This is a genomic window from Streptomyces sp. NPDC091377, from assembly GCF_044757045.1.
GTDB lineage: Bacteria > Actinomycetota > Actinomycetes > Streptomycetales > Streptomycetaceae > Streptomyces.
This window is the reverse complement of record NZ_JBIVUE010000012.1, coordinates 108,003-128,877: the sequence shown is the minus strand read 5'-3', so window position 1 is coordinate 128,877 and position 20,875 is coordinate 108,003. Positions and strand designations below refer to the sequence as shown.

General features: G+C 72.9%; 19 protein-coding genes and 1 pseudogene. 8 read left to right on the top strand and 12 right to left on the bottom strand.

All coding sequences use genetic code 11. The features are described 5' to 3' along the window. Positions 1 to 56 precede the first annotated feature (56 nt). Complete coding sequence (locus tag ACIQNG_RS25145; protein ID WP_401487956.1) at positions 57 to 1,829, bottom strand: protein kinase; 1,773 nt, start codon at positions 1,827 to 1,829, stop codon at positions 57 to 59. 85 nt (positions 1,830 to 1,914) lie between these two features. Beyond that, positions 1,915 to 2,469 (bottom strand): DUF6415 family natural product biosynthesis protein, encoded by a 555-nt coding sequence (locus ACIQNG_RS25140; protein ID WP_401487955.1) that lies wholly within the window; start codon positions 2,467 to 2,469, stop codon positions 1,915 to 1,917. A 151-nt stretch (positions 2,470 to 2,620) separates the two neighbouring features. Between ACIQNG_RS25140 and ACIQNG_RS25135 the strand changes: the two genes are divergently transcribed. Continuing rightward, positions 2,621 to 3,865, top strand: coding sequence for a helix-turn-helix domain-containing protein (locus ACIQNG_RS25135; protein ID WP_401487953.1), 1,245 nt, complete (start codon positions 2,621 to 2,623; stop codon positions 3,863 to 3,865). 23 nt (positions 3,866 to 3,888) lie between these two features. Here the strand turns inward: ACIQNG_RS25135 and ACIQNG_RS25130 are convergent, their stop codons facing one another. The 3 genes from ACIQNG_RS25130 to ACIQNG_RS25120 are packed head-to-tail and all read right to left on the bottom strand — an operon-like array spanning position 3,889 to position 6,269. Beyond that, positions 3,889 to 5,139, bottom strand: coding sequence for a helix-turn-helix transcriptional regulator (locus tag ACIQNG_RS25130; RefSeq protein WP_401487951.1), 1,251 nt, complete (start codon positions 5,137 to 5,139; stop codon positions 3,889 to 3,891). Positions 5,140 to 5,166: 27 nt separating this feature from the next. Further along, the gene (locus ACIQNG_RS25125; protein ID WP_401487949.1) at positions 5,167 to 5,637 is read right to left on the bottom strand and encodes a MarR family winged helix-turn-helix transcriptional regulator; all 471 of its coding nucleotides are present in this window, start codon (positions 5,635 to 5,637) and stop codon (positions 5,167 to 5,169) included. Then, complete coding sequence (locus ACIQNG_RS25120) at positions 5,634 to 6,269, bottom strand: DJ-1/PfpI family protein (RefSeq protein ID WP_401487947.1); 636 nt, start codon at positions 6,267 to 6,269, stop codon at positions 5,634 to 5,636. The genes ACIQNG_RS25125 and ACIQNG_RS25120 overlap by 4 nt, the downstream gene beginning before the upstream one ends. Before the next feature lie 183 nt (positions 6,270 to 6,452). Between ACIQNG_RS25120 and ACIQNG_RS25115 the strand changes: the two genes are divergently transcribed. The 3 genes from ACIQNG_RS25115 to ACIQNG_RS25105 all read left to right on the top strand — a co-directional run bounded on the left by ACIQNG_RS25115 (position 6,453) and on the right by ACIQNG_RS25105 (position 9,605). Continuing rightward, positions 6,453 to 7,817, top strand: coding sequence for an aspartate aminotransferase family protein (locus ACIQNG_RS25115; RefSeq protein WP_401436153.1), 1,365 nt, complete (start codon positions 6,453 to 6,455; stop codon positions 7,815 to 7,817). Between the two features lie 222 nt (positions 7,818 to 8,039). Next, the gene (locus tag ACIQNG_RS25110) at positions 8,040 to 8,741 is read left to right on the top strand and encodes a GntR family transcriptional regulator (protein ID WP_401436155.1); all 702 of its coding nucleotides are present in this window, start codon (positions 8,040 to 8,042) and stop codon (positions 8,739 to 8,741) included. A gap of 213 nt (positions 8,742 to 8,954) precedes the next feature. Then, positions 8,955 to 9,605: a hypothetical protein gene (locus ACIQNG_RS25105; protein ID WP_401487944.1), complete on the top strand. Its 651-nt coding sequence runs from the start codon at positions 8,955 to 8,957 to the stop codon at positions 9,603 to 9,605. Between the two features lie 10 nt (positions 9,606 to 9,615). Here the strand turns inward: ACIQNG_RS25105 and ACIQNG_RS25100 are convergent. Continuing rightward, positions 9,616 to 9,825: pseudogene (locus ACIQNG_RS25100) on the bottom strand (response regulator transcription factor); the annotation flags it as partial. On the opposite strand from ACIQNG_RS25100, the gene ACIQNG_RS25095 reads away from it, so the two are divergent. Continuing rightward, positions 9,749 to 10,426, top strand: coding sequence for an ABC transporter permease (locus ACIQNG_RS25095; protein ID WP_401487942.1), 678 nt, complete (start codon positions 9,749 to 9,751; stop codon positions 10,424 to 10,426). The pseudogene ACIQNG_RS25100 and the gene ACIQNG_RS25095 overlap by 77 nt on opposite strands. 99 nt (positions 10,427 to 10,525) lie before the next feature. Here ACIQNG_RS25095 and ACIQNG_RS25090 read toward each other — a convergent pair whose 3' ends face one another. Then, complete coding sequence (locus ACIQNG_RS25090; protein ID WP_401436163.1) at positions 10,526 to 11,809, bottom strand: adenylosuccinate synthase; 1,284 nt, start codon at positions 11,807 to 11,809, stop codon at positions 10,526 to 10,528. Positions 11,810 to 12,015: 206 nt separating this feature from the next. Between ACIQNG_RS25090 and ACIQNG_RS25085 the strand changes: the two genes are divergently transcribed. Further along, positions 12,016 to 13,044 (top strand): diacylglycerol kinase family protein, encoded by a 1,029-nt coding sequence (locus tag ACIQNG_RS25085; RefSeq protein WP_401487940.1) that lies wholly within the window; start codon positions 12,016 to 12,018, stop codon positions 13,042 to 13,044. Positions 13,045 to 13,162: 118 nt separating this feature from the next. Here ACIQNG_RS25085 and ACIQNG_RS25080 read toward each other — a convergent pair whose 3' ends face one another. Continuing rightward, positions 13,163 to 13,783, bottom strand: coding sequence for a GbsR/MarR family transcriptional regulator (locus ACIQNG_RS25080; RefSeq protein ID WP_401487938.1), 621 nt, complete (start codon positions 13,781 to 13,783; stop codon positions 13,163 to 13,165). Positions 13,784 to 13,923: 140 nt separating this feature from the next. On the opposite strand from ACIQNG_RS25080, the gene ACIQNG_RS25075 reads away from it, so the two are divergent. Next, positions 13,924 to 14,820 (top strand): ATP-binding cassette domain-containing protein, encoded by an 897-nt coding sequence (locus ACIQNG_RS25075; protein ID WP_401487936.1) that lies wholly within the window; start codon positions 13,924 to 13,926, stop codon positions 14,818 to 14,820. Continuing rightward, positions 14,817 to 16,478: an ABC transporter permease gene (locus ACIQNG_RS25070; protein ID WP_401487934.1), complete on the top strand. Its 1,662-nt coding sequence runs from the start codon at positions 14,817 to 14,819 to the stop codon at positions 16,476 to 16,478. Before ACIQNG_RS25075 ends, ACIQNG_RS25070 begins: the two co-directional genes overlap by 4 nt. A gap of 183 nt (positions 16,479 to 16,661) precedes the next feature. Here ACIQNG_RS25070 and ACIQNG_RS25065 read toward each other — a convergent pair whose 3' ends face one another. The 4 genes from ACIQNG_RS25065 to ACIQNG_RS25050 all read right to left on the bottom strand — a co-directional run bounded on the left by ACIQNG_RS25065 (position 16,662) and on the right by ACIQNG_RS25050 (position 20,869). After that, positions 16,662 to 17,921 (bottom strand): cytochrome P450, encoded by a 1,260-nt coding sequence (locus ACIQNG_RS25065; RefSeq protein WP_401487933.1) that lies wholly within the window; start codon positions 17,919 to 17,921, stop codon positions 16,662 to 16,664. A gap of 130 nt (positions 17,922 to 18,051) precedes the next feature. Further along, positions 18,052 to 18,717 carry a response regulator gene (locus ACIQNG_RS25060; protein WP_401436177.1) on the bottom strand — a complete coding sequence of 222 codons (666 nt, stop codon included), beginning with the start codon at positions 18,715 to 18,717 and terminating at the stop codon, positions 18,052 to 18,054. A 3-nt stretch (positions 18,718 to 18,720) separates the two neighbouring features. Beyond that, complete coding sequence (locus ACIQNG_RS25055) at positions 18,721 to 20,073, bottom strand: sensor histidine kinase (protein WP_401487930.1); 1,353 nt, start codon at positions 20,071 to 20,073, stop codon at positions 18,721 to 18,723. Between the two features lie 124 nt (positions 20,074 to 20,197). Next, entirely contained in the window at positions 20,198 to 20,869 is a 672-nt protein-coding gene (locus ACIQNG_RS25050) for a hypothetical protein (RefSeq protein ID WP_401487929.1), read from the bottom strand. Positions 20,870 to 20,875 lie beyond the last annotated feature (6 nt).

Here is a 20,875-nt window from a genome sequence, read left to right as displayed (position 1 = left end):
CAGGTGTCACGGAGGGGCAAGAGGCCCGCCAGGGCCGCCGGTTGAAGGGCCCTGTCTCACTGCTTGGTATACGTCAGTGACTCCCCCGAGCCCGTCTTCTCGCGGCGCAGCCGGCCGTCCGGGAGGAGGGTGACGACGGTGGCCTCGCCGGGACTACAGGACGACCTGGGGCGGCCGGTCGTGACGGTGGAGGGGCCGATCCGCAGCGGGCCGTCCGGGTCGGGTCTCTCGGCCAGGTCCGCCTCGAAGACGCAGTGGTAGGTGCCGCCGCCGGTCGGGCCGTCGGCGACGAGGGAGAGCACGGTGTCGCCCACCTCGCCCTGCTCGATGGTGAGGCGGCGGTCGTTCACCCCGTCGGCGTTGTCGATGGTCGTCGTCCAGGTGCCGAGGAACGCCTCGGGGATCACGCCGTCCGCCGGGGCGGAGGAGCCGGGTGAGGTGCCGGGGGGCGAGGTCGGGGTGGCCGGGGTGGTCGGGGCCTGCGGTTCGCCGGCGCCCGCGGGGGCGGACGCGGTCGGGGCGGGGCTCTCGCCGCCACCGCCGCGGGGGTCGGCCTCGCCCCCGTTCATCAGCGCGTACACCGAACCGCCGGCCGCGACGGCGACCACCAGCGCCACGGCGATCAGCGCGGCGGTGGCCCCCCGCCCGTTGCGCCGCCGGGCCCCGTCCGGGTCGCCGTAGGGCGGCTGGGGCGGGACGGTTGGACCGTAGGACGGGGTGGAGCCGTAGGGGTGGTACGGGGCTCCGGGCACGGGCGTCTGCCACCCGACGGGCTGCGGTGGGGTGCCGTAGGCGGGGTGCGGGGTGGGCGCGTTGACGACGGTGGGCGGGTGGTGCGGCGGCCCGGCGGCGTGGTCGTGGCCCTCCGGATGCGCAGGCTTCCCGAGGTCCCCCGGCTTATCCGGGTTCTCGGGGTTCTCCGCGTCGAGCAGTCGTACGGCGTGGCGGCCGAGTTGGGCGACGAGGGCGCCGGGGAGCCAGGGGTCGAGGGCGCGGCCGTCGGCGACGGTGTTCTCGGCGCCGGTGCGGTGCAGGATGTGGTCGAGGGTGGGGCGGGCGGCCGGGTCCTTCCTGAGGCAGGCGCGGACCAGGTCGGCGATGCCCTCGGGCACCCGCTCCAGGTCGGGTTCCTCCTGCGCGATGCGGAACATCAGGGCGTGGACGCCGCTGTCGGCGCCGCCGAAGGGGAGGGTGCCGGTGGCGGCGTAGGCGAGGACGGAGCCGAGGCAGAAGACGTCGCAGGCCGGGGTGATGCCGTCGCCGCGGACCTGTTCCGGGGCCATGAAGCCGGGCGAGCCGACCAGGGCGCCGGTGCGGGTGAGGCCGCCGTCGGTGACGGTCTCCAGCGCGCGGGCGATACCGAAGTCGATGACGCGGGGCCCGTCGATGGTGACGAGGATGTTGGAGGGCTTGAGGTCGCGGTGGACCATCCCGGCGGCGTGGATGTCCTTGAGCGCGTGAGTGAGCCCGGCGGCGAGGATACGGACCGACCGCTCGGGCAGGGCGCCGTGGTCGCGGCCGACGATCTGCTGGAGGCTGGGTCCGGCGACGTATCCGGTGGCGAGCCAGGGGACGGCGGCCTCGGTGTCGGCGTCCAGGACGGGGGCGGTCCAGTGCCCGCCGACCCGGCGCGCGGCCTGCACTTCCTGGCGGAAGCGGGCGCGGAACTCCTCCTGGGCGGCGAGTTCCTCGCGGACGAGTTTCACGGCGACGGTACGGCCGCGGTCCGAGCGGGCGAGGTAGACCTGGCCCATGCCACCGGCGCCGAGCCGCCCCAGCAGCCGGTATCCGCCGATATGTTGAGGGTCCCCCACCCCGAGCTGGTCCATCGGCCGCGCTGCCCCCTTCGTGCGATGAACCGACCATAGTCCTGGGCCGGAGGGGTGGTCAGCGGACCGTTTCAAACCGGTTCGCCTACGGTTTCGTAACGACGGGGGACGGGTGGCCGCGGAGGCTCTCGTAGTGCCCGCAGAGCGCGACGAGGGCGCGGGCGAGCCGACGGGCGTGGGCGGCGGCACCGTAGGCGCCGGGTCCGGGCCGGGCCCGGCGTTTGCGGCCGGCCTCGCTGACGCAGACGAGGGCGCAGTAGCGGGGGATGCTGTCCACGTCCCGGCCGCGGGCGAGGCGTTCGACCTCCGGGACGAGGAGGTCGAGGTGGGCGTGGAGGGTGTCGATGAGTGCGGCGCTTCGGTGGGCGTCGGCCGGCGGGGCGTCGGGACCGAGCAGCGCCCGGGCCGTCTCCCGCATCCCCGCGAGGTCCACGGGGTGGGCGGCGCCGCGGTGCAGGGGGCAGGCGCACGGCGCCAACTGGGGCCCCAGGGGGTCGCGGAGGGGCTCATTCCCGTACGGGACGACGACGGCGGCCCGCGGAGCGGACAGCCTGGTCCCGTCCGGGGCCACCTTGTAGATCTCGATGGTCATCTTGGGTCCGGGCGGACGTTGTTCGATTCGGTCGGCACGGTTCGTCACGTCGACGCTCCCTCGCTCCTTCATGGGTCCGAGCGTTGGCCACGCCCCGGGGCCGTTCGCTCGGCCGCCGGGGTCCTTGGGTCACGAGCCTTTCGACCGGCGGCCGTTGCGACCATCCCCGCGCCCTATGGCGGCGCCCTATATTGGAGCTATGGGGGATTCCCACATCACCTTCTGGTCCCATCCGGAACTGGCTGCGGCCGTCGCGAACCGGGACTGGGGCGCGGTCTTCCGCACCTACCGGAAGCTCACGGGAACGAGTCAGACGAAGCTCGGTGAGCGCGTCGGGCTGGTCCAGCCGGACGTGTCCGACATCGAGCGGGGGCGGCGCCGGGTGGCTTCCGCCGAGGTGCAGGAGCGCATCCTCGCCGGCCTGGACGTCCCGCCGCAGCTGAGAACCCGACAGCCCCCCTCCCCTGCCCCCGTCGCCGCCCTGGCGATGTCAGGTCCAGGGCCCGACGAGGATCTTCTGACCCGGGTGACCAGCGTGGTCACGGGCGGACAGCGGGTGGACACACCCACGCTGGACTGGCTCGACCGGCTGCTCGCCGAGCACCGCCGGGCGGAGGACGAGATCGGCTCCCGGCCCCTCATCGGGGTGATGCGCCAGCAATTGCGGACCGTGGTCGACCTGTACTCGGCCGCGCGCGGCCCGCTGACGGACCGTGTCGTGCGACTCGCGTCGGAGCACGCGCAGTTCCTCGCCTGGATGGCCCAGGACCAGGGGCAGACGGCCGCCGCGCTGGCCTGGTACGACCGCAGCCATGAGTGGGCGCTGGAGGCGGGCAGCCCCGACATGGCCGCCACCACCCTGAGCATGAAGGCGCACCTGGCGTGGTCGGGTGGGCACGGGGACCGGGCGGTCCGCCTCGCCGAGGCGGCGCGCTGGTCGGCGCCGGGGACCTCCCGGGGGGTGCAGGGCATGGCGGCGCAGATGGCGGCCCGTGGCCACGCCCTCGACGGCGACGGCGCCGCCGCCCAGCGGCTCCTGGACGAGGCACAGGCGTTGATCAGCGGTGCGGCGGAGCGGCCGGAGGACGAGCCGCCCTGGATGTACTTCTACGGCGAGAACTGGTTCACCCTGCAACGGGGCATGGCGTCGATGCACCTGCGGCACTGGCCCGCGGCCGTCGCCCAGCTCACGACCGGCCTCGGTGCCCTGCCGGACGAGTACCGCCGCGACAGGGCGTGGTTCAGCACCTGCCTGGCCCACGCACTGGCAGGGACGGGGGAAGCCACCGAGGCCCTGTCCGTGGCTCTGGCCTGCCTCCCCGACGCCGCCGCAGTGGGCCGCCCCCACTCCTGGGACGAACTCCACACCACAGCCGCCCTCCTGCTCCGCCGAGGAACCCCGGAGGGCCGCCAACTGGTGGACGCCCTACGCGAGCACGACTGACGGCGTCCGGCTTCCCGATACCCTCAGGCCGTCAGAATGCCGACCCTGTCGGCGAGTAGGGCCGCGCGGCGGCGGCGGGGTGCCTGGGGGGACTCGATCTCCTCCAGCAGGATCGATCTGGCGTAGCCGTTGTAGCGGATGGTCTCCGGCGCGGCCTCGTACGCCTTCTCCAGGGACGCGACGGCGACGTCCCGCTGGTTGTCGAGCTGGTAGCCCCTGGCCTCTTCGATGCGATGACGTGCGCGCCGGGGGCGGGACGTGATGACTCTTCCGTCCGCCTTGGCGGCCTGGCGCACGGACTCCCCGCCCTGGTGCAGTTCGACGGCCACGGTGACGGCGTGCGCGCCCATCACCGCCCTGCCGAAGCTGGTCACCGGGTGGCAGTACGCGCCGGGCAGCCGCTCGGCCATGTCGTTGGCCTTGTCCCAGTGCCGCCACGCGGTGCCGGTGTCCCTGCGGCGGGCGGCGGTGTAGCCGAGTTCGAACTCCAGGGCACCGGCGATCGCCAGCACCTCGTCCGTCGCCTCCGGCAGGAGGGGGGCGAGGAACCGGACCGCTTCGAGGTTCACCGCGTCGGCGGCGTCGTAGTGCCGGAACCCGCTGTCGCGGTGGGCCTGCGCCAGCAGCCAGGACGCGACACCGATGGTGTGCGGGTCCTCGCTCTCCTGCGCCGCGACCATGCCCCGTTCCGCGACCCGCCACAGCAACGACGCGTCGGGCTGGTAGGCGATGAAGAACTGGCTGAGGCTGTAGGTCTGGGCGAGAAGGGACTGGGCGACGCGCCGGTCGGCGGCACTGTCGGTGTGCCGCACCAGCGCCCGCGCGTCCCGGATCAGGTCCGGCAGCAGCCTGCCGATGACCTCCCGGTGGTTCCTGGCGGCGTGCCGGGCCGTCCAGGCGGCGCGCAGCCGCGCTTCCAGATGCGCCGGTGCCGGCGGCTCGGCACCGGCTGTGAGGGCGAAGCTGTCGATGGCGGCCTTCACCGCCGCCAGGCGGGGGTGACCGGGGCCGATGAAGAGATCGACGCGCGCGTCCGGGTGGCCGGTCAGTTCCGCCAGATCCCGGACCCGCAGCACCTCGGCGATCCGCAGCACCGTCTCCAGCCCCGGAGCCTTCTGCTGCCCGTTCTCGATCTTCCGGTACGTGTGCGGCGACACCCCCAGCAGGTCCGCGACCTGCGTCTGTGTCATGCCCCTGCGCTCACGCAGTACTTGCGCGCGCTGGCCGAACCGGATCGGCTCGGTGTACGGGTCCGGGCTAGCGTCTTCGGACATCACGGCCTCGCCCTCCTGGCAGCTTCGTCACTGCAAGGGTAGGGCCCCCTCCTCCGGGAGGCCCACCTCGTCCAGCACCGTCGACAGCCGTTCCAGCAGCCGTACCGCCTCTGCCAGTTCGGGCTCGCCGAATGCCTGGGCCAAGCGGTCCGCGTAGGTGGCGTGGCCGGGGTCGATGCGGTGGACGGCGGCCAGGCCCGCCTCCGTGGGGGCCAGGAGTTTGGCCCTGCGGTGGGCCGGGTTGGGGCGGTACTCGGCCAGGCCCCGCTCCACCAGCAGGTCGGCGACGCGCTGCACGCTCTGGCGGGTGATGCCCATCGCGCGGGCGATGCCCGACACCGGCAACGGCTCCCGCAGCACCGCGCCGAGGACCTGCCACCACGCCGCCGACAGCCCGGCCGGACGGGCCAGTTCGTCGGCGACCGCCAGGAACTGGCCGTTCAGCCGGAACGTCCCCAGCGCCGCCCTGCTCAGCAGGGACTGCCGCTCCTCGCTCACGCCGCGCCCGCCTCGGCCAGCACCCCGTACGCCTCGGCGTCCGAGTCGTGGAACAGGCGGTACCACGCGTCCAGCACCTCGCCCTCGAACACGCCCAGCAGGCTGAGGATCTCGCGGGCGAACGCCACCGGTTCCGTCGGTCCCGCCGTCACCAGCGCGGCGCCCGCCGCCGTGTCCGTCACGGCGTCCTTCTCGACGTACCGCTCCCCGCCCCCGTAGCCCGTCGCCGCCAGGTAGAAGGAGACCGCCCCGGTGTGGTCGCGGTCGTCCAGGAGGCCCTCGCGGGCCAGTCCCGCCGTCGCCCCGCAGATCGCCGCCACCGGAGTCCCGGACTCCAGGAACGCCCGCGCCTTCGCCGCGAACGGGGCCAGGTCGTCCCCCGTGTCCCAGCGGTCCGCGCCCGGCAGGATCAGCAGGGCCGAGTCCTGCGGCCTTACGTCGTCCAGGGCCAGGTCGGGGGTGATGCGCAGCCCGCCGATGCTGGTGACCGGCGCCGTCGTCGGGCCGACCGTGCGGATCTCGTACCCGGCGCGGGCCAGGAACGCCGTCGCGTGGCCCGTCTCCCAGTCGGCCAGGGTGTCGTAGACCCCCAGGTGGACGGTCCGGGTCGTCGTCCTGTCGTCCGTGGTCATGGGCTGCTCCCTCGTCGTTCCTCGCACCCTTATGACAGTAGACTGTCATTTAGGCAGTTTGCTGTCAAGAGGTCGACGGCCCTTCCCTCCCCGCCCGCCCTTCGACAACCTGTCGCGGAAACCCCTGGACCACAGACAGGACGCCGATACCGCGCCCGCATCCCGGACATTTACGCTCGCCGCATGACCCCTCAGTCCATCCAGCCCGATCCCCAGACCGGCGCCGCCGTGAAGGCGGCGGACCGCGCGCATGTCTTCCACTCCTGGTCCGCCCAGGAGCTCATCGACCCGCTCGCCGTGGCCGGCGCGGAGGGGTCGTACTTCTGGGACTACGACGGCAACCGCTATCTCGACTTCACCAGCGGACTCGTCTACACCAACATCGGCTACCAGCACCCCAAGGTCGTCGCCGCGATCCAGGAACAGGCCGCAACCCTGTCCACCTTCGCGCCCGCCTTCGCCGTCGAGGCCCGCTCCGAGGCGGCCCGGCTGATCGCCGAGCGGACCCCCGGCGACCTGGACAAGATCTTCTTCACCAACGGCGGCGCCGACGCCGTCGAGCACGCCGTCCGCATGGCCCGGCTGCACACGGGCCGCCCCAAGGTGCTCTCGGCCTACCGCTCCTACCACGGCGGCACCCAGCAGGCCATCAACCTCACCGGCGACCCGCGCCGCTGGGCCAGCGACAGCGGCGCCGCCGGGGTCGTGCACTTCTGGGGACCCTTCCCCTACCGCTCCCGCTTCTACGCCGAGAGCGAGGAGCAGGAGTGCGCGCGCGCCCTGGAGCACCTGGAGACGACGATCGCCTTCGAGGGGCCGTCGACCATCGCCGCGATCGTGCTGGAGACCATCCCCGGCACCGCCGGGATCATGGTGCCGCCCCCCGGTTACCTCGCCGGCGTCCGCGCGCTGTGCGACCGGTACGGGATCGTGTTCGTGCTCGACGAGGTCATGGCCGGGTTCGGACGGACCGGGCGCTGGTTCGCCGCCGACCACTTCGACGTCGTACCCGATCTGCTGACCTTCGCCAAGGGCGTGAACTCCGGGTACGTGCCGCTCGGCGGTGTCGCCATCTCCCCCGCCATCGCCGACACCTTCGGCCGGCGCCCCTACCCGGGCGGGCTGACGTACTCCGGGCATCCGCTCGCCTGCGCCGCCGCCGTCGCCACCATCGAGGTCATGGCGGAGGAGGGCGTGGTCGAGAACGCCGACCGGCTCGGCGCGACCGTCCTCGGACCGGCCCTGCGCGAACTGGCCGCACGGCACGCCTGCGTGGGCGAGGTACGCGGGACCGGCATGTTCTGGGCCCTGGAGCTGGTGAAGGACAAGGACACCCGCGAACCGCTGGTGCCCTACAACGCGGCCGGTGCGGCGAACACCCCGATGGCCGAGTTCGCGGCGGCGGCCAAGGCGGGCGGTATCTGGCCGTTCGTGAACATGAACCGCACCCATGTCGTCCCGCCCTGCAATGTCACCGAGGCCGAACTGAAGGAGGGGCTGGCCGCGCTGGACGACGCGCTCACGGTCGCCGACCGGCACACGGGCTGAGACAACGGCCCGCACAGTCGACACGGCTCACACCGGCTGACGCAGGCCGGTACAACCGGTACAACGGGTCGGTATCGGTCAGGAGTCCGGGCCAGGGGTCCGGTCCGGGCCGGTACACGGCTTCGCATATGGGTCCGTCGGGGCCTGAACGCGTAAGGTGACGTGCTCGTAGACACACGTACGAGCACGCCACCCGCGTACCGTCGAGAGGACGCCCCGACCATGCCCGGCAGCAGCGGCAACGGCGCGGTGACCCGCAGCACCCTGCGGCAGCAGATCGCCGACGCGCTACGCGACGAGGTGCTGGCCGGACGGCTCCCGCCGGGGCAGGCGTTCACCGTCAAGGAGATCGCCGAGCAGTACGGGGTCTCCGCGACGCCGGTGCGCGAGGCACTGGTCGATCTCTCCGCGCAGGGGCTGCTGGAGGCCGACCAGCACCGGGGGTTCCGGGTGCGGGAGTACTCGGTCGCCGACTTCCACGGACTGGTCGAGGCGCGCGCGCTGGTCACCGAGGGGATGTTCCACGCCCTCGCCGCCGGACGGCACGGCTTCCGGGACCCCGACGACCCCCGTACGGCGGGCGCGCTCGCGGGGGTGCGGCGGCGCGGCGAGGAGGCCGAGCGGGCGGCCCGGGCCGGCGATCTCACCGTACTGATCGGCTACGACCTGCGGTTCTGGCGCGAACTGAGCACACTGTTCGGCAATGCCTACCTCGCCGACTTCCTGCACCGGCTGCGGGTGCAGTCCTGGGTCTGCGCGGTCCAGCGGCTGCGCCCCCTCGCCGATCTGCGCGGACTGCTGTGGGCCGGGCACTCCGAGCTGGTCACCGCGCTGACCTGCCGGGACATCGAACGGGCCGGGGCCGTGGTGGCGGCGTACAACGCCCACTCGCTGGCGCTGATCGAGAACCTGTCGGTGGAGTGAGCCGTCGAGGACCGCTCGGTGCAACGACCCCGGTCCGCGCCATGCCCTACCGGGTCCCGACAGCTCCCGACGGGTCCTGCCGGGTCCCGGTGTCACGGACTGGGTAGGTGTCAGGCACCGAACGTACGCACGGGGGGAGCCCGCGTACGCCCGTACCGATTACGCTGCCCTGACCATCGTGCCGTCGCGCGCTGTCCGTGGAGGAGCCTTCCTTTGGCCTGTGACCTGTGGCTGGTGCCGCTCGTGGACATTCTGTGCCACACCCCCGAGAACCCCTTCGCCGAGGAACTCGCCCAGTACAACGCGGTGCTGGGCGAGGCCGGACTGCCTCCGGTGCCCGTGTACCAGTACATGCCGGGGCTCTCCGGCGATGTGGCGCCGGTCGCCGGATTCGACTACGACGCGCTGCACTTCCTGCGCCGCGCCTACCTGCTCCAGGTCTGCGGGCTTCCGGTCACCCCGGTCGACGCCCTGGGCGGCGACTACGAGCAGCTCCTGGAGATGTTCGAGAGCACCGCCCAGCAGTCCCATCTGGTCTGGCACTACGACCACGCGGGCGCCTACGTCCCCGTCGACTTCCCGCATCCGCTCGCCAACGACGAACTCCTCGCCGGTGGCGGCCCCTTGGGCTCCTCCCACACCCTGCTCAGGGAGCTGGAGTCCGTCGCCCCGGCCATCGGCATCGACCCGGCCAACCCGCCCGCGCCGCCCCAGGCCCCGCTCGCCCCGACGGAGTTGGAGGAGCCCGCGGTCCCCGCGCCCTACGACCCCAGCCCCTTCGCCCGGGAACGCCATGTCTGGCTGGGACTGCACGCGGCGGCGACCCGCAGCCTCGCGCAGGGCTCGATGATCGTCTTCAGCTGAGGGATCGTCCTCAGCCCAGCGGATCCCGGCCACCGCCGAGGCCCGCGTTCCCCACGCTCCCGCCCCCTCCACCCGCCCGGACCAGTCCCGTCTCGTACGCCACCACCACCGCCTGCGCCCGGTCGCGCAACCGCAACTTGGCCATGATGCGCGCCACATGCGTCTTGACCGTGGCCTCGCTGAGCGCGAACCGGGCGGCGAGTTCGCCGTTGCTCAGCCCCGCCGTGCTCACCGGGGCCGCCACCCTCACCGCGCTGGGCCTCGACACCGACCGGGTCCGCTTCTACGCCGAACCCGCCGCCGGTACCTCCGAGGCGGCGTACCTGTCCGCGCTCACGGAGTCCCTGAAGGACTCGGGCGCCTACGCCCACCCGAACAGCGAAGGCTCCTCCAGCGTGATCGTGGCCATGAACACCCTGATCGCGATGCTCACCCTGCTGCTGGTGGCGGTCGCGGGCCTCGGGGTGCTCAACACGGTGGTCCTGGACACCCGCGACCGCGTCCATGACCTCGGTGTCCTCAAGGCGCTCGGGATGACACCCCGGCAGACCGTCGGGATGGTCCTCACCTCCGTCGCCCTGGTCGGGCTGGTCGCCGGGGCCGCCGGAGTGCCGCTGGGCCTCGCCCTGCACCGGTTCGTGGCCCCGATGATGGGCGACGCGGTGGGCATGGACCTGCCGGACTCGTTCATCGACGTGCACAGCGCGCCCGTCCTCGCGCTGCTCGCCCTCGGCGGCCTCGTTATCGCCGTGGCGGGCGCGCTGGCCCCGGCGGGCTGGGCGGCCCGGACGGACGCGGCACGGGCCCTGCGGACGGAGTGAGGAGGGGGAGGGGAGGGGTTGCCAGGGACGGGTTGCCGGGGAGGGACGGCGAGAGGGGGTGCCCGTGCGGACACCCCCTCGGCAAACCCGTCCACGGGCCTACAGGAACGAGTTGATCTCGATCGTCTCGTCCCGGCCCGGACCGACCCCGATCGCGGAGATCGGCGCGCCGGACATCTCCTCCAGGGCCTTCACGTACGCCTGGGCGTTCTTCGGCAGCTCGGCGAAGGTCTTGGCGCCACTGATGTCCTCCGTCCAGCCGGGCAGCATCTCGTAGACCGGCTTGGCGTGGTGGAAGTCGGTCTGCGAGTAGGGCAGTTCCTCGACGCGCCGGCCGTCGATCTCGTACGCGACACAGACCGGGATCTGCTCCCAGCCGGTGAGCACGTCGAGCTTGGTGAGGAAGAAGTCGGTCAGGCCGTTGACGCGGGTGGCGTAGCGGGCGATGACCGCGTCGAACCAGCCGCAGCGCCGGTCCCGGCCGGTGGTGACGCCGCGCTCGCCGCCGATCCGGCGCAGCGCCTCGCCGTCCTCGTCGAACAGCTCGGTCGGGAAGGGCCCGGCGCCGACGCGGGTGGTGTACGCCTTGAGGATGCCGATGACCCGGCTGATCTTCGTCGGGCCGACCCCGGCGCCGGTGCAGGCGCCGCCCGCGGTGGGGTTGCTGGAGGTGACGAACGGGTAGGTGCCGTGGTCGATGTCCAGCAGGGTGCCCTGGCCGCCCTCGAAGAGCACGACCTTGTCGTCCTCCAGCGCCTGGTTGAGGACCAGGACGGTGTCGGCGACGTACGGCCTGAGCTGGTCGGCGTAGCCCAGCAGCTCCTCGACCACCTGGTCGACGGCGATCGCGCGGCGGTTGTAGAGCTTGGTGAGGATCTGGTTCTTGGCGTCGAGCGCGGCCTCGACCTTCTGGGTGAGGATCGACTCGTCGTAGAGGTCCTGGACCCGGATGCCGACCCGGTTGATCTTGTCGGCGTAGGTGGGTCCGATACCGCGCCCGGTCGTGCCGATCTTCCGCTTGCCGAGGAAGCGTTCCGTCACCTTGTCGACGGTGACGTTGTACGGCGTGATGATGTGCGCGTTACCGCTGAGGATGAGCTTGGACGTGTCGACGCCGCGCTCGTTCAGACCGCTCAGCTCGGAGAGCAGGACCGACGGGTCGACGACGACGCCGTTGCCGATGACCGGCGTACAGCCTGGGGAGAGGATTCCGGAGGGGAGGAGGTGGAGGGCGTACTTCTGGTCGCCCACGACCACGGTGTGGCCGGCGTTGTTGCCGCCCTGGTATCGGACCACGTAGTCGACGGAGCCACCGAGCAGGTCGGTGGCCTTCCCCTTGCCCTCGTCACCCCACTGAGCACCGAGCAGCACAAGTGCGGGCACGCGCGTACACCCCTTCCGGGCGGGGCATGTCCAAGGTCAGGGGCGCGCACGGTGGGCGTTTCCGCCGCGTGCACCACCACCGGCCACGACCTGTGCGGGTCGCGAACCGTCAGAACCGTCGGACCGGATGCCCCGGAATAGACGAAGCCCCTGGCGCAATAGCGCAAGGGGCTCTTGCACAAAGATGCTACCCGAGGAAGCGAGGCATGGCCGAGGTGGCGACTTCCGCGACGTCCGAGCAGCTGCTTGTGGTCATCGATCCGGCGGCACGGCAGACGGACGGGGAGTCCGTGAGAATCGCGAAAGACGTGCTCAGCGCGGGTGCGGCGACGAAGGTGTGCCTCCCGGACGGGCCGGAGGAATTCGCCCGCGCCCTGGCCCGGCGCGGCTCGCGGCGGCCGGTGGTGATCGGCGACGACCGCGCCCTGCTGCGGGCGGTGGCGCTGCTGCACCGTCGCCGTGAGCTGACCGACTGCGTACTCTCCGTGGTTCCCGTGGGCAGTGCGCTGACTCTGGCGTCGGCTCTGGGCGTCCCGACGACCGCCGTCACGGCCGCCCGCGCGGTGCTGCTGGGCGCCCCGCGCCGGGTGGACCTGCTGGTGGACGACAGTGACGGGGTGGTGCTGGGGGCTCTGACCATCCCGCCGCTGTCCGGTGCGGCGGTCCTGTCCGGTACGGCGGTCCCGCCGGGGGCGGGCAGGCCGGGGACGCCGGGTCTGGGTACGGGGACGGAGACGACGGGTGCGGGCACGGGGACGGGGACGACGGGTACGGGGACGGATAGGGGTATGCCGGGTAAGGGTGGGACGGGTGCGGGTGCGGGTGCGGGTGCGGGTGCGGGGGACTGTGCCCCGGCGCCCGCCCGGGCCCTCTGGCTGCGCTCCTGCCGCTCCCTGGTCCGCACCCTGGTGCCCGCGCGCCCGGCCCGGCTCATGGGCACGGGGGCGACGGCACCGACCCGGCTGCGGGTGGAGGCCGACGGCACCACCCTGATCGACCTGGACCAGCCCGTCTCCGAGGTCTCCATCACCCCGGACGGCACGGGCGCGGCCCGTATCGTCATCCGGCCCGTCTCGGTGGGCGCGGAGGCGTCCCCGCTGCGGGCCGTCGCCCGCCGGGTCACTGTCACCGGCGCGGACTTCCACTACGGGGCCGACGCGGAGACCTCCGGTCCGGTACGCCGCAGGACCTGGACGGTACGGGGCGGGGCGCTGGGGCTCACGCTGCCGGGGTGACGGGGGCGGGCGGTCAAAGGGCGGGTGGTGACGGGGCGGGTGGTGACGGGGCGGGTGGTGACGGGGGCGGGCGGTCAAAGGGCGGGTGGTGAAGGGGCTGGCGGTCAAAGGGCGGCGGTCAAGGGGCCTGGGGCGGGTCCTGGTTGCCGAAGTTCTGCTGCCGGTGCTCGCGCCAGCGCTCCATCAGGGCCGCCAGCTCTCCCTCCAGGAAGTCGAAGAAGGCGACGGTCTCGGCGAGGCGGCGCCCCGGCGGGCTGGTGGGGCCGAGGCTCTCGACGCCTTCGTGCAGGGTCCGCCGCCAGCGGCTCAGGATGGCGTCCCGGCTGGTGAGCGCCTCGTACCACTGGTCGCTGTGCACCCGGTACCGCTCGCGCCGTGACCCCGGTTCCCGTTCCCGGCCGACCATGTGCACCTGGGCGAGATAGCGCACGGCGCCGGAGACCGCGGCGGGGCTGACCTGGAGCTGTTCGCCGAGTTCGGCGGAGGTCATGGCCCCGGCGTCGGAGGCGAGGAGCGCGGCGAACACCCGGGCCGGCATGCGCTGCATCCCCGCCTCGACCAGCTGGGCCGCGAACGCCTCCACGAACTTCGAGACGGTCTCCGGATCCCGCCCCGCGTCCGGCACGGGCACCGGCTCCGGCTCCGGCACGGGCTCCGGCTCCGGCACGGGCACCGGCTCCGGCACGGGCACCGGCTCCGGCACCGGTACCGGCTCCTTCGTCCGCCGCGTCTCCTTCATCGCCCGATCATCTCCCCTGCCACCCTTGTTCCCGCCGCGTCACAGCATCGGCCCAGCTCACGCCCCCGCTCTCAGCGTATCCGCCCTTCATACGCTTTCTTAACTTCACAAATTTGTGAAGTTACCGTAGCTTCAGCAATATGGCGAAGGCAATCAGCGTCTCCGGGCTGCACAAGTCGTTCGGACGGACCCGCGCGCTCGACGGACTCGACCTCGTGGTCGAAGCCGGTGAGGTGCACGGCTTCCTCGGCCCGAACGGAGCGGGCAAGTCCACCACCATCCGCGTCCTGCTGGGCCTGCTGCGCGCGGACTCCGGCGCCGCCCAGGTGCTCGGCCGCGACCCGTGGGCCGACGCCGTGGAGGTGCACCGCCGGATCGCGTACGTCCCCGGCGACGTCACCCTGTGGCGCAACCTCTCCGGCGGCGAGGTCATCGACCTCTACGGCCGACTCCGCGGCGGTCTCGACCCGGCCCGGCGCGCGGAACTGGTCGAGCGCTTCGAGCTGGACCCGAGCAAAAAGGGACGTACGTACTCCAAGGGCAACCGGCAGAAGGTCGCCCTCGTCGCCGCCTTCGCCTCCGACGTCGACCTGCTGATCCTCGACGAGCCCACCTCGGGCCTGGACCCCCTGATGGAGGAGGTCTTCCAGCGCTGTGTGACCGAGGAACGCGCACGCGGCCGTACGGTGCTCCTCTCCTCCCACATCCTCGGCGAGGTCGAGGAGCTGTGCGACCGGGTCAGCATCATCCGCAAGGGGCAGACCGTGGAGACCGGCTCCCTGGCCGACCTGCGGCATCTCACCCGCACCAGCGTCACCGCCGAACTGGCCACCGCGCCCGACGGCCTCGCGCAGCTGCCCGGGGTGCACCACCTCGACGTCCAGGGCAACCGGGTCCGCCTCCAGGTCGACTCCGACCGGCTCGACGGCGTCCTGCGCCGCCTCACCGAGTCCGGCGTACGGTCCCTGACCTCGACGCCGCCCACCCTGGAGGAACTGTTCCTGCGCCACTACCAGGAGGAGGTCCCGGCCCGATGACCCCGACCTCCCCAACCCCCGGGACCTCCCCGAGCCCCGCGCCCCCGGTGACCTCCGCCCCCTCCGGCGCGGCCCGCGTCCGCGGCACCCGCCCGCTGGCCGGCACCGGGACCCTGCTGCGTTTCGCCCTGCGCCGCGACCGGGTGATGATCCCGGTCTGGGTCGCGGTGAACGCGGTGATGGTGCTGTCCATGCCGGGCACCCTGGAGTCGATGTACGCCACGCCCGCCGAACGCGCCGACCTGGTGCGGCAGATGGAGACCAACGCCTCCCTGCGGGCCCTGATCGGCCCGGTCTTCGGCGAGTCGCTCGGCGCCCTGACCGCCTGGCGCGTCGGCCTCTACGCCGGGCTGCTCGCCGCGGTGATGAGCCTGCTGATCGTCGTACGCCACACCCGTGACGAGGAGGAGAGCGGCCGGCACGAACTGGTCGCCTCCGGGACGGTGGGCCGCCGGGCCTCCCTCACGGCCGCCCTGCTGGCCGCCGCGCTCGCCAACGGCGTCCTCGCCCTGATCGTCACGGCCGGGCTGTCCGGACAGGGCGCGGGCGGCGCGTTCGCGCTCGGCTTCGGGATCGCCGGGACCGGCATGCTGTTCGCGACGGCGGCGGCGATCGTCGCCCAGCTCACCGAGAGCGCCCGGCTGGCCCGGGGGCTGACCGCCGCCGTGCTGGGCGCGGCGTTCGTGCTGCGCGCGGCGGGCGACTCGGCGCGCACCGACGGCTCGTCCGTGCTGACCTGGCTCTCCCCGCTGGGCTGGCTGGAGAATCTGCGCCCGTTCGCGGGCGAACGCTGGTGGGTGGCGGCGCTGATCGCGGGGGCGGTCGTGGTCCAGGGAGCGGTGGCGTACGAGCTGACCGGCCGCCGCGATGTCGGCATGAGCTTCCTGCCGACCCGGCCGGGCCCGCCCGTGGGCCGGCTCGCCACGGCGGGCGCCCTGGCCTGGCGCCTCCAGCGCGGCACGGTCCTCGGCTGGAGCATCGGCTTCTTCCTCGCGGGCGCCGTCTACGGCACTCTCACCGAGGGCGCCGCCGATCTGCTCGGCGACAACGGGAACGCCCGCGAGATCATCGAGCGGATGGGCGGGCACAGCGGGGTCACCGACGCGTTCCTCGCCGCGATGATCGGCATGCTCGGCCTGGTGGCCGCGCTGTATGTGGTGGCGTCGGTGCTGCGGCTGCACGGCGAGGAGACCTCCGGCCGCGCGGAACCGGTGCTGGCGGGCGCGGTCGGGCGGCTGCGCTGGGCCGCGGGCCACCTCACGGTCGCGTTCGCGGGCTCGGCCCTCATCATGCTGGTCGCGGCCCTCGGCTTCGCCGCCGGGTACGGCAAGGATCTCGGCCCGATCCTCGCGGCCTGTCTGGTCCAGCTCCCCGCGATCTGGGTCGTCGGCGCCCTGACGGTCCTGCTCCACGGCCTCGCCCCCGGCCTGGCCCCCGCCGCCTGGGGTGTGGCGGGCGCGGTCCTGCTGATCGGCTGGGTCGGCCCGGCCCTGGACGCCCCCCGGATCGTCCTGGACCTCTCCCCCTTCGCCCACCTCCCCCGCCTCCCCGGCGGCGCCATGAGCTGGCCCCCCGTCCTGATCCTGCTCGCCCTGGCGGCGACACTCACGGCGACGGGGCTGGCGGGCCTACGACACCGGAACGTGGTGAGCGGCTGAGGGGGGTGGGGGGATCGGGAGGATCGGGGAGGGTGTGAGGGGCTGAGGGGGTGGGGTCGGAGGGGCCACGCGGGTCCCCCGGAGTCCGCCAGGTCCCCCGGAGTCCGCCCGGCTCTCTCGCCCCCGGCTCACCCCCAGCTCACCCCCGGAGTCCGCCCGGCTCACCCCCGGAGTCCGCCCGGCTCACCCCACCTCCACGCTGAGCCCCTCCAGTCCCCGGATCACGAAGTTCGGCTTGCGGTCGGGTTCGCCGGTCGGGCGCAGGGTCGGGGCCCGTTCCAGGAGGGCTGTCATGGAGGCGGCCAGTTCGATACGGGCCAGGGGGGCGCCGATGCAGTAGTGGATCCCGGCGCTGAAGGAGATGTGCGGGTTGTCGGCACGGGTGAGGTCGAGCCGCTCGGGGGCGGTGAAGGCGGCCGGGTCGTGGTTGGCGGAGCCGAACAGCAGGGCCAGTTCGGCGCCGCGCGGGATCAGCTGCCCGTCGATCTCGATGTCGTCCAGCACCCACCGCTCGAAGAGCTGGAGCGGGGTGTCGTAGCGCATCAGCTCCTCCACCGCCGACGGCACCAGGGAGTGGTCGGCGCGCAGGGCGGCGAGCTGGCCGGGGTTGCGGAACAGCGCCCACCAGCCGTTGACCGTCGCGTTGACGGTGGCCTCGTGCCCGGCGTTGAGGAGCAGCACCGCCGTGGAGATCATCTCCTGCTCGGTGAGCCGGTCCCCCTCGTCGTGCGCCGCGATCAGCCCGGAGATCAGGTCGTCGCCCGGCGCCGCGCGCCGCTCGGCGATCAGTTCCCGCAGGTAGGCGGAGAACTCCACCGACGCCTGTACGGCCCGGCGGGCGGTCTCGGGCGACGGGCTCAGCTCGTACATCCCGCAGATGTCCGCCGACCAGGGCCGCAGCGGCGCCCGGTCGCCCTCGGGGATGCCCAGCATCTCCGCGATCACCGCCACGGGCAGCGGCTCGGCCACCTCCGCGAGCAGATCGCCGCCGCCGCGGCGCACCAGCCCGTCGACCAGTTCAGCGGCCAGTCGCTCGACGTAGGGCTTCAGCCGCTCCACCGTGCGCGGGGTGAACGCCTTCGACACCAGGCGTCTGATCCGGGTGTGGTCCGGCGGCTCCAGATCGAGCATCCCGAAGTCGTTGAGGGTGTGGAACGGCTCGTGCTGCGGCGGCGGTGCCGTCCGCCCGAAGTCCTCGTGCGAGAAGCGGTGCTGGTACGTCCGTCCCAGCCGCCGGTCCCGCAGCAGGGCCGACACATCCGCGTGATGCGGCACCAGCCACTGGTCGGTGGGCTCGTAGCGGATCACCCGCCCCTGTGCGCGCAATTCCGCGTACGCCGGGTACGGGTCGGCGAGGAACGCGGGATCCCATGGATCGAACGCCGGTGGGATCCGCGACCCGCGCGGGACGTACGAGACCTCTGTGCCCTCACCCATTGCCATGAGCGGACGCTAGCCCGCCGATCCGCCCCTGACCAGAGCGGAGCGGTGCGGGGGCGGCCGAGCGGCGCCGGGCGGGGGCGGCGCCGGGCGGGGCGGCGCCAGGCGGGGGCGGCGCCAGGCGGGGCGCGGCTCAGCCCGGGGTGACCAGCCGGGCCTCGTACGCGAAGACCGCCGCCTGGGTGCGGTCGCGCAGCCCCAGCTTGACCAGGACCCGGCTCACATGGGTCTTGATGGTCGACTCGGCGACCACCAGCCGCTCGGCGATCTCGGAGTTGGACAGCCCCTGGGCGATCAGCACCAGCACCTCGGTCTCGCGCTCGGTCAGATCACCGTAGGCGGCCTGGGCGGACGGCATCAGCCGCGGGGCGTCGGCCAGCTTGGAGAACTCGGTGATCAGCCGGCGGGTGATCGACGGGGCGAGCAGCGCGTCCCCGTCCGCCACCACCCGCACCCCGTCGGCGAGCTGCCGCGCCGAGGCGTCCTTGAGCAGAAACCCCGAGGCGCCGGCGCGCAGCGCCTGGTACACGTACTCGTCCAGGTCGAAGGTGGTCAGCACCAGCACCTTCGCCCCGCCGTCGGCGGCGACGATCTCCCGGGTCGCCTCGATGCCGTTCAGCTCGGGCATCCGGATGTCCATCAGGACCACGTCCGGGGCCAGCTCGCGCACCCGCTCGACCGCCTCGCGGCCGTTAACGGCCTCGCCGACGACCTCGATGTCGGGCATCGCGTTCAGCAGGACCGAGAAGCCCTCGCGCACCATCATCTGGTCGTCCGCGATCAGTACGCGAATGGTCATGCCTCACTCACCTTCGTTCACCCGGGCGACCGGCAGGAACACCGCCACCTCGTAGCCTCCGTCGTCCGCCGTCCCCGCCGTCATCTCCCCGCTGAGCATGGTGACCCGCTCACGCATCCCGGTGATGCCGTGGCCCGCGCCGGGCGAGGGCTTGATCAGGGACGGGTGGGGCGGCGGGTCGTTGACGATGCGCAGCCCGAGCCCGCCGAGCACATAGCCGACCTCGACGCGGGCGGGGGCGCCGGGCGCGTGCCTCAGGGTGTTGCTCAGCGCCTCCTGCACGATCCGGTACGCCGACAGCTCGACGCCCTGCGGCAGCTCACGCACCGCGCCGGTCACCGTCTTCTCGACGTCGAGGCCGGTGTCCCGGACATTGGCGAGCAGCCGGTCCAGATCGCCGAGGGTGGGCTGCGGGGCGTCGGGCGCCTCGTAGTCCTCGGCGCGTACGACGCCCAGGACCCGGCGCAGTTCGGTGAGGGCGGCGACCGCGTTCTCCCGGATGGTGACGAAGGCGCGCTCCAGCTCGGGCGGCGGGTTCTCGACCCGGTAGGGGGCGGCTTCGGCCTGGATGGCGACCACGGACATGTGGTGGGCCACCACGTCGTGCAGCTCACGGGCGATGGTGGTGCGCTCTTCCAGGAGGGTGCGCTTGGAGCGCTCGTGCTCGGTGACCGTCTTCTGCGCGGTGACCTCTTCCTTCGCCTCCTTCGCGTCGCGCCGGATGTGCCAGACGGTGACGGTGAGCAGGCTGAGGGCGGCGACGAGGAGCACGGGCCCGAGGACGCCGGTCTCGGAGGTGGGGACGGTGGCGAGGAAGCTGTAGAGCGCCGTGAGCGCCCACAGCCAGACCGCGGTGCGCGGCCGGGTCCGTATCGCCACGACCGTGAGCACCACGACATGGCTGAAGATGGTGCCGCCCGCCCACGGCCACTCGAACCACCCTCCGCTGAGGGCCAGCCCGAGGGGGGCCGAGGCCATCGACAGCCAGAAGGCGCCGACGGGCCGTACGAGGGTGACGAGCACCGGCACCGCGCACAGCAGCCCACCGGCCAGCAGCAACGGGAAGGGGCCGTTCGCCCCGCTGTTCCACCCCACCGCGAACGCGATGAGCCCCGCGACCGCCACGACGGCGTGCGGTGCGTACTTGGCGTACTCCCGCGGCCTTCCCTTCAGCCGCCGGGTGAACACCCCGTTCAGCCGCATCGGGCGCATCGGCCGGTAGGCGAACGCGTCCTTGAACAGATCCTGCCGCAGCCCACGCAGGGCATCCGCGGCCACCCGGTACTCCGGGCTTCGCTTATAGGCCCCGACCCCACCATCCGGCGGACTCGGAACCCTCCGGGTCGTCTCACTCACACCCCAGACGGTAGGCGCCCCGACACGTCCCCGTCGTCACCAGTGAGGGGGGTCATGGGGGATCCGTCTCAGGTACTACGCGGGGGACTCCGCAGCCACACCCACACCCTCGACCGGGTCGCCGTCACAGCCCGCGAGGCATCTCCGGTCGATTCACGCACGGAAGTCCGTCCACCGTCTTCCGCGCGAGCCGCGCTCCCATCTCGCTCAGCACGCGGACGTCGAAGTCCGGAACCCCCCTGACTTCCGTCTCCACCTCAAGCGGCAGCCCCGCCTCCTGCCCGGCATGCGCTCCCTGGACCGCGCAGGGAATCACGGCGGTCAGGCGCAACCCACCGTCCTCCCGCTTGACGTGGATCCCGTCCCCCAGGGACTCCCATCCTTCCCCCGCGTCGCCGTCCCGGATGTCCTTCTCCGTGTCGACGGACCATCCCACGGAGGAACTGAGCCGCTTCCCCGTCCCCTCGACCCCCAGCTCACACGGCCGACTGCGGTTCGAGTAGTGCACCCCGCTCCCCGGCTCCCACGCCTTCGCGACACCGGCCCGGTCCTCCAGCACCTCCTCCACGGCAACGGGCGCGTTCAGCACGGTGAGAGTCCCCTCGCCCAGTTCCTCCTGGACCGCGTCGATCCCGTCCGCCCCGAAGAACTCCTCGCACACCTTCCAGCCCCGCGGAGCGTCACTGCGGTCCCGGCCGTCCCCAGCCCCGCCGGAACAACCGGCCACCAGGACGGCCCCCGCCACCAGAACGGCCTTCACCACGCCGTGCGTGGTCTCTTCCGTGTCTCGTGGCACGGCTGG